We start from the raw sequence: 14,893 nt of genomic DNA, 5'->3' as shown, positions 1-14,893 counted from the left end.
CACAGCGATCGGGGAGTCCAATTTGTCCGACACCGTGAACTCCGCTGCCATCCCGAACACCTTCGACGAGGACAAGCCCCGCGATCCCCAGTGGTACAAGCGGGCCGTCTTCTACGAGGTGCTCATCAGGGGCTTCGCCGACTCCAACGGCGACGGCACCGGCGACATCAAGGGGCTCACCAGCAGGCTCGACTACCTGCAGTGGCTGGGCGTCGACTGTCTCTGGCTGCTGCCGCTGTACGAGTCACCGCTGCGCGACGGCGGCTACGACATCGCCGACTTCATGAAGATCCTTCCTGACTTCGGCGATCTCGGCGACTTCGTCAAGCTGGTCGACGAGGCGCACAAGCGAGGCATGCGGGTGATCGCCGACCTGGTGATGAACCACACCAGCGACGCCCACCCGTGGTTCCAGGCGTCACGGCACGATCCCGAGGGCCCGTTCGGCGACTTCTACGTCTGGTCCGACACCGACGAGCCGTACCGGGACGCCCGGATCATCTTCATCGACACCGAGACCTCCAACTGGACCTACGACCCGGTCCGCGGGCAGTACTACTGGCACCGCTTCTTCCACCACCAGCCCGACCTCAACTACGAGAACCCCGCGGTTCAGGAGGCCATGCTGGAGGTGCTGAGGTTCTGGCTCGACCTGGGCATCGACGGGTTCCGCATGGACGCCATCCCCTACCTGTTCGAGGAGGACGGCACCAACTGCGAGAACCTGCCCAGGACCCACGCCTACCTCAAGCGCGTCAGGGCCGAGGTCGACCGGCTCTACCCCGACCGCGTGCTGCTCGCCGAGGCCAACCAGTGGCCCTCCGACGTGGTCGAGTACTTCGGCGACCCGGTCAACGGCGGCGACGAGTGCCACATGGCCTTCCACTTCCCGCTCATGCCGCGCATCTTCATGGCGGTGCGCAGGGAGTCGCGCTACCCGATCTCCGAGATCATGGCCCAGACGCCCAAGATCCCGGAGAACTGCCAGTGGGGCATCTTCCTGCGCAACCACGACGAGCTCACGCTCGAAATGGTCACCGACGAAGAGCGCGACTACATGTACTCCGAGTACGCCAAGGACCCGCGCATGCGGGCCAACGTCGGCATCCGCCGCCGCCTGGCCCCGCTGCTGGAGAACGACCGCAACCAGATCGAGCTGTTCACCGCGCTGCTGCTGTCGCTGCCCGGCTCGCCCGTGCTCTACTACGGCGACGAGATCGGCATGGGCGACAACATCTGGCTCGGCGACCGCGACGGCGTCCGCACGCCCATGCAGTGGACACCCGACCGCAACGCGGGCTTCTCCGACTGCGACCCCGGCCGGCTCTACCTGCCGGTCATCATGGACCCGATCTACGGCTACCAGGCGATCAACGTCGAGGCGCAGCAGAAGAACGCCGGTTCGCTGCTCCACTGGACCAAACGGATGATCGACATCCGAAAGCGGCACCCGGTCTTCGGCCTGGGCGAATTCATCGAACTCAACTCATCCAACCCCAGCGTCCTCGCTTTCGTGCGTGAACTGGGCGATGATCGCATTCTGTGCGTGAACAATCTCTCGCGGTTCCCGCAGCCCGTGGAGCTGGATCTGCGTAGGTTCGTCGGCGTCTCGCCCGTGGAGACGATGGGCGGGGTGCCATTTCCCCCGATTGGCGAACTTCCGTATCTTTTGACGCTCCCTGGGCATGGTTTCTACTGGTTCACCCTTCCGCCCGCCGTACCCCAGGAGGAGTAAGTCGTGCTTGAGGACCTCCTTGCCCGCTGGATCACCCATCAACGCTGGTTCGCGGGCAAGGGGCGCCCTCTGGACGAACTCCGCATCGAATCGAGCACCACCCTGGGCGCCGTCCAGGACGCGCAACTGCACCACCTGGTCCTGTCCGTACGGCAGGCCGACGCGCGCGACCGTTACCAGGTCCTCCTGGGCATCAGGGCCGACCTGCCCGACAGGCTCAGGCACGTCCTGATCGGCACCGCGCAGGACGGCACCCACGTCTACGACGCCGCCCACGACTCCGCGCTCACCCACCTGCTGCTCGAAGGCATGGCCGAGGCGCAGGACCACGGGCCCATCAGGTTCCGCCACGTGCGCGGCGCCGAGATCGACACCACGCAGCGCAGCCTCGTCCTCGGGGCCGAGCAGTCCAACACCTCGCTCGTGTACGGCGACGCCTACATCTGCAAGCTATTCCGCCGCCTCATCCCCGGCGTCAATCCCGAGCTCGAAGTGGTCACCGCGCTGGCCGAACGCGGCGCGCCGCACATCGCCAGGCCGTACGGATGGATCGAGACCGACCTCGACGGCCACCCGACCACGCTGGCCTTCACCCAGGAGTTCCTGTCCACCAGCAGCGACGGCTGGGACCTGGCGCTGGCCAGCGTCCGCGACTTCTACGGGCAGCTCGACGACATCCGATGCGACGACGCGGGCGGCGACTTCGCCGCCGAGTCCGAGCGCCTCGGGGCCGCGACCGCCGAGGTCCACCGGCAGCTCGCCGCGGCCTTCCCTACCGACGTCGTCGAACCGCACGAGGTCAAGCGGATGGTCGAGGGCTTCCGCCGCCGCCTGGCCAGGGCGATCGCCGAGGTACCCGAGCTGGCCGAGCACGCCGAGATCGTGGAGCACGCCTTCCACCAGGTGGAGGAGCTGACGGGCGAGGTGAAGGTGCAGCGCGTCCACGGCGACTACCACCTGGGCCAGGTCATGCGCACCCCCGCCGGATGGTTCGTGCTCGACTTCGAGGGCGAGCCGGGCCAGCCGCTCGACGAGCGCAGGGCCCTCGCCTCGCCGCTGCGGGACGTGGCCGGGATGCTCCGCTCCTTCGACTATGCCGCGGGCCACCTGCTGGCTGACCGCCCCGACGGCGCTTCCCTGCTGCCCAAGGCGGCCGAGTGGGCCACCCGCAACAGGTCGGCGTTCCTCGAGGGCTACTCCGACGGCGGCGTCGAGGACTCGGCGCTGCTGCGGGCGCTGGAGTACGACAAGGCGGTGTACGAGGTCGTCTACGAGGCCCGCAACCGCCCGTCGTGGCTGCCGATCCCGCTGTCTGCCTTCCGCTGAGGCAACTTGGGCGTTTCCCCTCCGGAGCGTCACGAGAGCACTACTCTTCGCATGCATACAAAAGCGAAGAGTAAGGGGGCGGCATGCGGCGAGGTCGTGTGTTCGCGGCCGCGGGGCTGGGCACGGTCCTGCTGAGCGGATCGCTCCTGGTGGCCACCAGCGGTGACGGGCCCGAGGCGGCGCAGGCCGTCCAGCAGTCACCCGCGCCGGGAGACCCGCTCACACCCGAGGAGATCGCCCGCGCCGGCGAGATCGCCACGGCGACCAAACACCAGAAGGCGGGGCAGGCCGAGCTGCTCTACGTCGAACGCGACGACGACAAGGACGCCGAGCAGTCGCGGCGGGCCGAGGCCTACCTCTACGACTACGCCGCCGACGCGGTGATCGTCAGGACCGTCGACCTCGGCGCCGGCAAGGTGGTCGAGGAGGCCAGGGGCAGGGGGGTGCAGCCGCCGCCGTCCAGGCGGGAGGAGCTGCGCGCCGCCGAGCTGCTGCTGGCCCACCCGAGGCTGGGCGCGGGAGTGCGCCAGTCGTTCAGGAAGGCGGCGGGCAGAGAGCTCGCCTCGCCCTCCGACCTGGCGCTGCGCGGGCTGATCTACTCCCCCGAGCGGGGGCCGTGCGCGACGCACCGGTGCCTGCGGCTGTTCGTGCGGCTGCCCAACGGCACTTTCCTCGACACCAGCCGCATCGTCATCGACCTGTCCGCCAAGAAGGTCCACACCCTGGAGTGGTGAGTTGATCCTCCGTCTCATGCTCGCCGGCCTGCTCGTCGCGCCCCCCTTAGTGGTCGCTGCCCCCTTGTCGGTCGCTGCCTCCGCACCCGCCGCGCGGCCGTGCGGCTCGCCGTACCTTGTCGACAAGACGCTGCCGAACGGCGCGCGCTGGCGGCTGTGCTGGGAGATGCGCACGATCGAGGGCCTGACCGTCACCAAGGTCGCCTACACCCCCAAGGGCAACCGGTCGATCAGCGTGCTGCGCAGCGGGGCCCTGGCGCAGATCCACGTCCCGTACGACAGCGGCGAGCCCCGCTACCACGACATCGGCTCGCTCGGCTCGGCCGCGATCGCGCTGACGGCGGCCGACTGCCCCGGCGGCGAGCTGGCAAAGAGCAAGGTGTGCGTGACGACCCGCCCGCGCGGCCACGCCCACCTCAAGGACGGCTGGGGCGACGAGTCGCAGCGCGAGTCGGCGCAGGGCCACGAGCTGGTGGTGCTGGCCGCCTACCAGGTCGGCTGGTACACCTACATCTCCGAATGGGTCTTCGGCGACGACGGCTCGATCACCCCGAGAGTGGGCGCGACGGGCTCGCTGGCCGGCACCACCACCGCGCCCAAGCATGGCTGGCCGATCGGCGTGGGACGCAAGCACTTCGAGGAGTCCCACAGCCACAACATCTTCTGGCGGATGGACTTCGACATCGAGGGCAGGGCGCGCGACGTCGTCGAACAGTACGACGTCGCCGGAACCCGCACCAAGAAGCGGTCGCTGGTGCGCACGGTGTTCCGGCGGGAGACCAAGGCGGTCAACAGCAGGATGCGCTGGTGGCGGGTGGTGGACCCGCGCGTCAAGAACGCCGACAGGCACCCGGTGTCATGGGAGATCAACAACTCCGACAGCGCGGAGTACCGCGGCCCCGCCGACGAGGCGTTCACCCACGCGGACGTGTTCGTCACGCAGTACCGTGCGTGCGAGCGGCTCGCGACCGAGAACGTGGCGCCGAGATGCGGCACGTCCGTTGACCGCTACACCAACGGGGAGCGGGTGACCGATCCGGTCCTGTGGGTGAACGTGGGCTTCCACCACGTGGCCAGGGACGAGGACGCCGACCCGATGCCCATCCACTGGCAGGGCTTCCGCATCACCCCACGCGACGTCACCGCCACCAACCCCCACTGACCTTCTTGGGGTACGGCAAAGCAAGGCCCCTCTGGGTACGGCACGCCCTCGGAAAGGCAAGGTCCCTCGCCTGACGGCTCGGGGCCGCGCTCCCCCGAGGGCTCCCGCCCCCGTTGACCACGCGCCCCGGGATCCCGAATCGGGGATCAGCGTCGGCGTCGGCGGGTTCGCCGTCGAGGAGACCAGGGAAGGCGCCGGGTATGCCCCATCGATGATCAAGGTAATGTGGGGTGACATGTCGGACCGTCAGCAACTGATCCTCGAAGCGGCCCTGCGGGTGATCGCCCGCGACGGCGTGCGTGGCCTGCGGGTGGAGAAACTGGCCGCCGAGGCCAAGGTGTCGACCTCGCTGATCTACTATCACTTCGAGAATCGGGCCGGTCTGATGCGTCGCACCCTGGAGTTCGTCAGCCAACGGGCGGGCCGCTACACCAGCGAGGCGCTGGAGCGGGGCGGGGATGCGCGGACCCGGATCGAGTTGCTGCTGTCGCTGGAGTTGCAGGACACCCCCGCGGTCCGGGAGAACAGCTCCGCCTGGGGCGAGCTGCGGGCCAGCGCCACCTTCGACCCCGACCTGCGCGAGCCGCTGCAGGCCGCCACCCGTGAATGGGTCGGCGACCTGATCGACCTGATCGCCGAGGCCCGCGCCGCCGGTCTGGTCTCGGCGAAGGTGGAGCCGATGGACTCCGCCGAACGGCTCACCTCCCTGGTCGAGGGGTTGAGCGAGCGGTGGCTGAGCGGCACGATGAGCCTGGAGCGGGCGCAGCAACTGCTGGCAGGGGCGATCGACATCGAGTTCGATCGCCCCTGAAGCCCGTGGTCAGGGCTGTGGCTCCTGCATGGTGACGCAGTGCGCGCCACCGCCGCCGTTGCCGTACAGGTTGTCGAGGTTGAGCTGGACCACCGGGCGGCCGAAGGCGTTCGCGATCGCCGTCTTGGCCGCCGCGTCCTTGGCGGTGTCGCCGAACTGCACGGTGATGACGGCCTGGTTGGTCACCGTCCAGTTCATGTAGGAGCTGAGGAAGTCCTTGCGCTGACCGGAAGGGATGCGGGGCAGCATGTCGGGACCCTCGATGGTCAGCACGTGCAGCCTGCGTCCCCGGGCGTCAGTCGCGTTGACCAGCGCGTCGTGGATGGCCTGCGCGTTCTCGGTCCACACGTCGGGGCGGACCGCTCCCGCCAGCTGCACCATCACCACGCCGGGCGCGATGTAGCGGGCGGTGCCGTCGATGTGCCCGTCGGTGACGTCCTGCCCGGTGACGCCCGGCACCCAGATCATCTTGCTGGCGCCGAACCTGGACAGCAGCTCGGCCTCGATCTGGGCGCGGGTCTTGCCGGGGTTGCGGTTGGGGTTGACCCAGCAGCTCTCGGTGGCGATCAGCGTGCCGTCGCCGTCGTACTCGATGCCGCCGCCCTCGCCGACCACACCGGCTTTGGCGAACGGCAGGCCGAGGTAGCCGGCCAGGTTCTGGGCGATCTTGCGGTCGTTGTTGTAGGCGGAGGCAGGGATGCCGTAGAAGCTGGTGGCGTTCTCTCCCCAGGCGTTGAAGTTCAGGCCGAAGGCGTCGCGCCCGCCGGCGCCGTCGACGCGGAACATGGGGCCGGAGTCGCGGATCCAGCAGTCGGAGACCGGGACCGAGCTGATGACGGTGACGGTGGAGCCGCACATCGTGCGCGCCCTGGAGGCGTTGGCGGAGCCGTTGGCACACATGATCACCGGCTCGTACCTGGCGATCTCCTTGGCCAGTTTGGCGATGTCCGACTGGACCTTGGAAAGCAGGTTGCCCCAGATCGTCGTGCTGTGCGGCCAGGACATCCAGGTCCGCTTGTGCGCCACCTCCTCACCGGGCACACGCCAGGTGGCGGCGTGGGCCGGCGCGGCGTCGCCGAGCACGTGCGCCGCGGTCAGTCCGGCGGCGGCCAGGCCGGTCCGGGCCAGCATCGCCCGGCGGGTCAGGTCGTTCATGCTCCTGTTTCCTTTCGGTGGGGGGTGGGAGCGCTCAGTGCCGTGGTGCCAGCAGGCCCTCCTCCTGGACCATGCGCCGCTCGGTAGCCAGATCCAGACTGCGGGCGAAGATCAGGTAGAGGCCGCCGGCCACGGGCAGGCCGACCAGCAGCGAGTAGTCGACGCCGCCCAGCGTCTTGGCGATCGGGCCGGTATAGAGGCCGACGATCACCATGAAGGGGGTCATCGCGGCCAGTCCGATCAGGTAGGCCAGGTTGCCGCGCCAGCCCCAGCGGCCGTAGATGCCACGGGGGTTGAAGATCTCTCGGACGACGTACTGGCCTTTGCGGACGAAGAAGTAGTCCACCAGATTGATCGCGGTCCACGGGATGAACAGGTAGGTCAAGATGACCACGACGTTGGCGTAGAACCAGTTGAACTGCTCGACGCCCACGAAGTTGGCGATCGAACCCACCGTGATCAGCATGATGGCGATGGTCACGGCCCGGATCGTCCGGGTGGGCCGAACAGGGCGGAAGGAGTCGGCGATGGAGATCATGGTGAGGCTGCCGCCGTACTGGTTGATCGCCATGATCGACAGCAGCCCGATCAACAGGGTGACAATCGCCAGCAGCCCGAACCCCTCTGCCAGGCGGTCGGCCGCCAGCTTCAGCGCGGCCACAGGGGTGGTGCCGGGCGGTGCGGCCGCCGAGACCACCGCGCCCAGGACGAAGACCCAGATCCCGGAGATCGCACTGGGCAGGTAGGTCCACCAGAAGGCGCTGCGGACCGGTATGTCGGGGCGCAGATAGCGCGAGTAGTCCGACACGTAGGGCGCCCAGCCCAGCTGAAAGCCGGCGACGAAGACGAAAACCAGCATGAAGGTGGTCAAGTCGAACGGCCCGGGGGCCCAGATCCCGGCCGGAAGCCCGCCGCTGAAGAGGGCCGCCCCGCTGATGACTGCCATGACGACGACGAAGGGCCAGGTAAGCCACTTGTTGACGGCGTGGATCCAGTCGTAGCCGAACAGCGCGATCACGGTGGCGATCGCGGCCGACAGCCCATACCCCAGCCCGTTCGGGATCGAGAACAGCGTGTTCATCGCATCGCCGGCCAGCAACGCGTCAGAGGTGTTGTAGCCGATGTAGTTCACCAACGCGAACACCCATACGGTCACCGCCGCCCCGATATACCCGAACTGCGGCCGAGACTGCAGCAGTTGAGGCAGGCCCAGCTGCGGGCCCTGCGCCGAGTGGAACGCCATGAAGAAGGTGCCGAACAGCGAGCCCAGCACGGTGGCCACCACTGTCCACAGCAGCGAGGCACCCATGGACAGCGTGACCACGCCCGTCGCGAACCCGGTGAGGTTGAGGCTGCCGACGAACCAGATGGCACCCAGGCTGGAGACCCTGCCGTGCCGCTCCGACAACGGCACCCAGTCGATGGAGTGCCGTTCGATGGCCCGGCGATGCCGACCCGCTCCTTCGCCCGCTGGTAACGACCCGTGCGCGTCCTGCGCCGCCTCAGTCATGACAGCCTCCTGCACCGAGCCCGCACGCAGCGGGAGCCTTTCGATCTACGAACGCATACTGACTGAAAATTCAGTCCACATCAATGGGGAAACTGACTAAAAATTCAGACACAAACGATCGGACGACACGGGCCAAGAAAGACGCTCGACTGGGATACCCCAGCCGAGCGTCTCGTTGTGCTTCTCGCCGCCGGCAACCAAGCCACTGTGTTGCGACGACCCCTAGAAAGAGCCCTGCCGTACCAGGCCCTTTGGCTATTTCAGGTTGTAGATCGCGATGCCGTGCATCTCCTCATCAGGGAAGTAGTAGCCGCCGCCGGACAGCTCGAGAGCCTTGTCGAAGCCGTAGACGTCGCGCGGCAGGCCGACGAGCTCGTCGTTGCCGTCGCCGTCCAGGTCGGACTTGACCATGGTCACAGTGGCCAGGTCATCGACCCTTGCCCAGTAGTCCGGATAGTTGTTCCCGGCGGTGAGCACCGCTGGATCGTAGGCGTAGAACCCGCCGCCGGATGTCGTGACCAGCGCCTGGGTGCCGCTGTCGGCCTTGGCCAGGTCGGCGTCGAAGACCGGGGGCAGGTAGAGCCGGTCGTGCACGCCACCAGCCGCGTCGATCAAGGTGGTGGAGACCGCACGGGCCTGCAGGAGCCCCAGGTCGGTGCGCTTCCACCCCCAGTTCGTCCATAGGCCGCCGTTGACCGTGGAGGTGAGCACCTTGCCGGTGGCGCCGTCGCGGAGTTCCACCAGGTTCGGCGTCCAATCCTCCCGCTTGAGCCAGACGAAGATCACCTGACCTCGTGAGGCGAACACGCCGTTCCACGGCTGGGCGGCCTGGAAGAGGGCCGGGTCCTGCGTGACCTGCCACAGCACCTTTCCACGCCGGCCGTCGAGCGCGACGCCGCCGATGACGGGCTTGTCGGCCAGGTAGGTGCCGGGCGTGTTGTAGCTGGCGTAGACCCGTCCGCCGTCGATGGACAGGCTGCCGAAGTTGACGTCCTTCACCGAGTAGCTCCACAGCCGGTGACCCGAGCCGGTGTAGGCGCGCACGCTGGTGGTCGGCACCACGATCTCCGCCCCGCGGCGCCCGTCGAGCTCGGCGGTGGCGAAGGTCCAGACGAACCCGTCGCCCTCGATGCGCTCTTCGACGTGCCCGGTGCGGGCATCCAGCACCAGCGTCTGCGTGGTGGCGGCGACCACGACTTCCTGGCGCCCGTCGCCGTCCACGTCGGCCAGCTCGATCTTGTGGATCGCGCCGGGTGTGACCGTCCGCCACAGCACCTTGGGCTCGCCGTTGAGCGCCTTGCCGTCGAAGGCGTAGACGGCGTGCGACTGGCCGCCGGCGATCAGGTCCTTGGTCCCGTCGCCGGTCAGGTCGGTCGTCGCGGCGCTGCTGAGGTCGGCCATCAGCGGCGTCTTGCCCGTGTCGCGTCCGCTGCGCAGGCTGTAGCGCACGAGGTTCTGCTCGGCGGTGACCGTCAGCACCTCCTCGTCGATCACGGTGGCGTGGATGGGCGAGCCGACCACGCCGCGCCGCTCCCAGTCGACGTCGCCGTCGCGCACCTCGAGTGCGGTGAGCGCGGTCTGCCGCATCAGGCTGCGGTTGTCGGCGCTGCCACGCTTCTCCATGGTGTGCGAGCTGGCCAGCACCCGCTCGCCCGCGCTTTGCAGCCCGAAGAACATCGGGCCGTCTTTGTGATAGTCGGGCGCCCGCTTGATCGTGTGCGACCAGCTGCCGACCAGGCGGACCGTGCTGGAGTTGACCCAGAAGTAGGGGTCGATGGTGGCCTCGTTGACCGCGTACCGGCCGGGGCCGGCCACGCGCAGGTGCAGCGGCAGCGCGTTGATCCGCGACTCGACCACCTTCTTGGCGCCGTCGGCGAGCGCGAAAGTCACCACGTCGTAGCGGACCTCCTTGCGCAGGTCGTTCTGCTCCAGCCCGACCAGCACGCCCTTGGCGGCGTCCAGTCGGATGGTGCGCGGGAAGCCACCGGTGCTCGCGGTGTCCCACTTCTTGGCGCCGTCGGCGATGTTCACCAGCAGCGTGTGGGAGACGCCTGCCGTCCGGTCTGTCCAGACCGCGGCGACCTGACCGGTTCCTGCTGGTTCGAGGGTGTTCCAGTAGGTCGGGCGTGAGCCGCTGGCGATGGTCCACGTGGTGGCCGTGGTCAGGGCGCCGTTTTGTGCGGTGAAGCGGTAGCCGTACAGGGTGCTGGTGTAGCCGGCCGGTGTCTGCCGGTTGACGCCGGACTGGTCGGAGACGATCAGGGTGCCGTCGTGGATCAGCACGTGCTTGGCGTCGACGAAGAGCTGCTGCCACAGCGTGGCACCGCTGGCGCTGTCGAGCACCACGACGTAGGTCCCGCTGTTGTACGGCACGCCGGGCAGCACGACGGGGCGGTTCCTGCCGACGTTGAGCGCGACGGCCACCTCGGGCTTGCCGTCGCCGGTCAGGTCGCCTACCGCGTAGCCACGCTCGGAGGAGCCGGAGTACGGCCCGATGACCGAAAAGCCCATCGGCACCTCCAGCGGCCTGATCACCGTGTCCCACGGCCGGACCGGCTTGAGCTGCCAGACGTCGTAGAAGGAGCCGTTGGTGCGCCGCCAGAGCTGGTCGCCCTTGCGGTCGAGCGCGGTGATCATGCCGGTGCTGTGCACGACGAGCTGGCCGCCGCGGGTGCCGGGCAGCTCGGCGACGGCCGCCATGCCTTGCGCCGTCTCGAAGAGCTGCTGGCGCTCGATCGTCACACCCTGGTTCTGCGCCTGGGCGTCCTTGGACTCCTTCGGCTCCTGCCCCTGTGGGGCGGGGCCGATCGACAGGCGCTTGTCCAGCTCGGCGATCTGCGCGTCGGTGAGGCCCGTCGCGGCGGGCTGCTCCTGCGGCACGGCGGCGCCGGGGGTGAAGCGGATCGCGGTGCGCTCGCGCAGGGCGGCCTCGTTGAAGGAGTACTGCAGAGCCACGCCGCCGCCGACGTTCTCCACCCCGACGGTGGCGCTCGCGCCCTTGCCGACCTCGCGGTACTGCAGGGTGAAACCGCCCGCCTTGTCGAAGACCACCTCGAAGGTGACACGCTCGCGCGTGCCGTACACCGTGGCGTCCCGCCACTCCACGACGAACTTGTCACCGTGGACCTCGGTGTAGACCTCGTCGGTCACCAGGTCGTCCCAGTAGGCGTAGATCGCGCCGTTGGGCTGCTCGGCGGAGGGAACCGCGGTGTTGTCGTAGTCGCCCAGGCGCGGCTGGAGCAGATTGATCACACCGTTGGTGGTGAGGTGGAGCTTCTCATACGGCTGGCCGTACACGGTGACAGGGAAGGGCGGGGTGATCGTGAGAGCGTCCTCGTCGCCGGTGAGCGGCACTTCGGTGCGGCCCTTGAGCCAGGCGTAGTCGGCGGGCGCGCAGCTGTAGCCGCCCACGGCGTCGGCCCGGGCGGGCAGGCGCAACGTCAGGCCGGTGCCGACGGCGATCTTCTGGGTCAGCGTGCCGTTGCAGAGCACGGGTGCGGCCGGGCTGACCTGCAGCTCGTACTCGCCGGTGGCGACCGTGGGGAAGCTGAAAGCACCACGGCCGTCGGTCGTGACGGGCGCCAGCGGGGTGCCCTTGACCAGCACGCTCGCGCCGGGCAGCGGCTTGCCGGTGAGGTCGAGCACGGTGCCCGACAACACCTGGGTGGCCAGTGGCTGCAGCGCGAAGTCCTGCACGGTGCCGGTACGCCGGCCGATCTCAACCGTGGCGGTCGCGGCGCTGTAGCCGTAGCCGCTCGCGGTCAGCGTGTAGGCGCCGGAAACGAGCTGGACCTTGTAGGTGCCGTCGGCGTTGGAGACGGCCGTGCGCGGGTTGGGGCCTTCGGCGGCGATGGTGACACCGGCCAGCGGCTTGCCGGTCGCGGCGTCGGTGACCTTGCCGGACAGGTCGCCGGTGTCGCCGCGCGGCGCCTTGTCCACAGCGGCGTGCGCGTTGAGCAGGCCCTCGCCCCAGATGTTGTTCTTGGCCGAGGTGCCGCCGCAGCGGGTGTCGTCCACGTCGCTCGCCGTCGAGTCGAGCAGCGCGCGGGTGCCGGTGATGTCACCGACCAGCGAGGGAGCCGCCGACCAGACCAGCGCGACAACCGCGGTGACGTGCGGCGTGGCCATCGAGGTGCCGTTCAGGGCCTGGTACTTGCCGCCAGGCATGGACGAGCGGATGTTCACCCCGGGCGCGGTGATGTTCGGCTTGGTCTCGCCGCCGAAGCGGGAGGGGCCGAAGCCGGAGAACGACGCGATCTTGTCGTTGGCATCCGACGCGCCGACGCCGTAGGCGGCGGTGTTGTCGCCGGGCGAGTGCGTGGTGGAACACGTGATGCCGTTGCCGTCATTGCCCGCGGCGAAGGCGGGGAAGATGCCGGCGGCGACCCAGGCGTCGATGATCGACTGGTACCAGGTGTTGCCTCCGCTGCTGCCGCCCCAGGAGTTGTTGACCACGTGCGGGGCCAGGTCCGGGCGCGGGTTGAGGCCGTTGGCATCGGTCGGCGCGAGCATCCACTGGCCCGCCTTCAGCAGCGAGCTGTCGCTGCAGCTGCCCGATTCGCAGCCCTTGGCGGCGATCCACTTGGCGCCGGGCGCGACACCGAGGCCGTCCGCGCCGACCATGGTGCCCATCACGTGGGTGCCGTGACCGTTGTTGTCGCAGGGCCCTGCGCCCTGGCAGATCTTGGCCGGGTCGAACCAGTTGTAGTCGTGGCTGAACTGGCCGTTGCCCAGGTTGCCGCGGTAGGCGGCGACGAGGGCGGGGTGGTCGTACTGCACGCCGGAGTCGATCTCACCGATGACGATGCCCTCGCCGCGCACCCCGAAGTCGGACCACGTCTGGTCGGCCTTGACCTTCTGGATGTTCCACTCGATCGCCGCCGCAGCCTGAAGCTGGGAGCCGGGCTTGGGCTCGGGCAGCTCGGTGCTGCGCTCCGGGACGATCTTCTCGACCTCCGGGAGCTCGGCGATCTTCTGGGCGAGCGCGGCGTCGCCGGTGACCTTGACGGTGTTGGCGATCCAGAAGGGCTCGTACGGCACGCGGGCTTCGTCTAGCAGCTTGCGCAGGCCGCGCTGGGATAACTCGGCCGTGGAGGTGAGCGCCTGATAGGCAGCAGTGGCCTTGTCGCGGTGCAGGTCACGGGCCTGCGCGCCGGACAGGTCCGCCTTCGCCTTGAGCTGGACGAAGTAGGTCGTGGACTCGCCGGCCGCGACCGTGACATCCACCTTGGCCGCCGGTTCCGGCGCGGGATCGGCGTGAGCCGGCAGCGGGCTCAGCCCGGCCAGCAGGACCAGTGCGGCGGTGACTGCCGCACGTGTGATGGGCATAGGAGGGTCTTTCTGTGGGAGGGGTGCTGCGTGGCACCCTGCACCTCAACCCCCATTTGCCACAATGTCACCAGATGTCTGCTCCTGGCCATTGACCGGTATCAGTCATACTCTCTGCATGCTCGAGGAAGTAGGTGTGCCAGAGCCCGCCGAGCGGCTCTATCGGGCCCTGCTTCGCGATCCGGGCCAGAGCCGCGAGGAGCTGGCCGCGGTGGCCGCACCGGCCCCGCTCGACGAACTGCTGGCCGCCCTGGCCGGGGCGGGCCTGGTCGCCGATGCCGGTGATCCGCATCCCGCCGATCCGCGGGTGGCGGTGCGCGCGCTGGTCAGGCAGCGGCAGGATTCGCTCGACCAGGTCACGGCCGCGATGGGTGAGCTCGTGGCCGACTTCACCGAGGGGGCGCAGCGCACCGGCGGGCTGGTCGAGGTCGTCAACGGGGAGCGGGCGCTGCGGGCCTCGCTGGTGGACATCACCGCTTCGGCCCGGCAGAGCGTCAGCGTGCTCGATGCGCCGCCGTACCTGGACGTGAGCGTTTCCTCGGCCTCGGAGCGGGCGTTGCTCTCCAGAGGGGTGACGAGCCGGGCCATCTACGCCATCTCCGCGCTGGAGGTGCCGGGGTATCTCGACACCATTCAAGCGATGATCGCCGGGGGCGAGGAGGCGCGGGTGCTGCCTGCCGTACCGCTGAAGTTGATCGTCGTGGACGGCGCGCGGGCGCTGCTGCCGCTGTCGGTGCGGGACGGCAGGCTGACCAGCGGCGTCCTCGTCCAGCCCTCGACGCTGGCCTCGGCGCTGGCCGCGCTGTTCGACGCGCTGTGGGCGCAGGCGGGTCCGGTGCCCGGCCAGCTCGACGGCCCCGAAGAGCTGGACGCCGTTGACAGGGAGCTGCTGACGCTCCTGGCCTCGGGGTTGAAGGACGAGACGATCGCCCGCAAGCTCGGCGTCAGCCCCCGCACGCTCGGCCGCCGCATCACCCGGCTGCTGGAGCGGCTGGGCGCGACCAGCCGCTTCCATGCCGGGCTGCAGGCGGCCAGGCGAGGGTGGATCTAGAGCGGGCTGAGCTCGACGCCCAGTCTCCGTTCCCGCACGAGCGGGTTCCCCGTGGTGGACAACCTAAAGATCACTTCGGCT

9 protein-coding genes are annotated in these 14,893 nt (G+C 69.0%); 6 read left to right on the top strand and 3 right to left on the bottom strand.

Features of this window, described 5'->3' with window-relative positions; genetic code table 11:
• Positions 1–22: 22 nt before the first annotated feature.
• The 5 genes from treS (at position 23) to ACFXJ8_RS25355 (ending at position 5,768) form a co-directional block, all read left to right on the top strand.
• Entirely contained in the window at positions 23–1,735 is a 1,713-nt protein-coding gene (gene treS / locus ACFXJ8_RS25375; RefSeq protein ID WP_379646436.1) for a maltose alpha-D-glucosyltransferase, read from the top strand.
• Between the two features lie 3 nt (positions 1,736–1,738).
• Positions 1,739–3,061: an aminoglycoside phosphotransferase gene (locus ACFXJ8_RS25370; RefSeq protein WP_379646435.1), complete on the top strand. Its 1,323-nt coding sequence runs from the start codon at positions 1,739–1,741 to the stop codon at positions 3,059–3,061.
• 83 nt (positions 3,062–3,144) lie between these two features.
• Positions 3,145–3,795, top strand: coding sequence for a hypothetical protein (locus tag ACFXJ8_RS25365; protein ID WP_379646434.1), 651 nt, complete (start codon positions 3,145–3,147; stop codon positions 3,793–3,795).
• 1 nt (position 3,796) lies between these two features.
• Positions 3,797–4,957, top strand: a complete 1,161-nt coding sequence (locus tag ACFXJ8_RS25360) for a copper amine oxidase (protein ID WP_379646433.1) — start codon at positions 3,797–3,799, stop codon at positions 4,955–4,957.
• Between the two features lie 211 nt (positions 4,958–5,168).
• A complete protein-coding gene (locus ACFXJ8_RS25355) occupies positions 5,169–5,768 on the top strand; it encodes a TetR/AcrR family transcriptional regulator (protein WP_379646432.1) in 600 nt (199 codons plus the stop codon).
• 9 nt (positions 5,769–5,777) lie between these two features.
• On the opposite strand, the gene ACFXJ8_RS25350 is transcribed toward ACFXJ8_RS25355, so the two are convergent.
• From ACFXJ8_RS25350 to ACFXJ8_RS25340, 3 genes are all read right to left on the bottom strand, one after another.
• On the bottom strand, positions 5,778–6,923 hold the full coding sequence (locus ACFXJ8_RS25350) for an agmatine/peptidylarginine deiminase (protein WP_379646431.1): 1,146 nt from the start codon (positions 6,921–6,923) through the stop codon (positions 5,778–5,780).
• A gap of 34 nt (positions 6,924–6,957) precedes the next feature.
• Positions 6,958–8,433, bottom strand: a complete 1,476-nt coding sequence (locus ACFXJ8_RS25345) for a purine-cytosine permease family protein (protein WP_379646430.1) — start codon at positions 8,431–8,433, stop codon at positions 6,958–6,960.
• Between the two features lie 255 nt (positions 8,434–8,688).
• Entirely contained in the window at positions 8,689–13,761 is a 5,073-nt protein-coding gene (locus ACFXJ8_RS25340; RefSeq protein ID WP_379646429.1) for a S8 family serine peptidase, read from the bottom strand.
• A 118-nt stretch (positions 13,762–13,879) separates the two neighbouring features.
• On the opposite strand from ACFXJ8_RS25340, the gene ACFXJ8_RS25335 reads away from it, so the two are divergent.
• Entirely contained in the window at positions 13,880–14,812 is a 933-nt protein-coding gene (locus ACFXJ8_RS25335) for a LuxR C-terminal-related transcriptional regulator (protein ID WP_379646428.1), read from the top strand.
• Positions 14,813–14,893 lie beyond the last annotated feature (81 nt).

Origin of the sequence: Nonomuraea sp. NPDC059194 (assembly GCF_042754765.1) — a bacterium.
Taxonomy (GTDB): domain Bacteria; phylum Actinomycetota; class Actinomycetes; order Streptosporangiales; family Streptosporangiaceae; genus Nonomuraea.
This window is presented reverse-complemented; position numbering and strand designations above follow the sequence as displayed.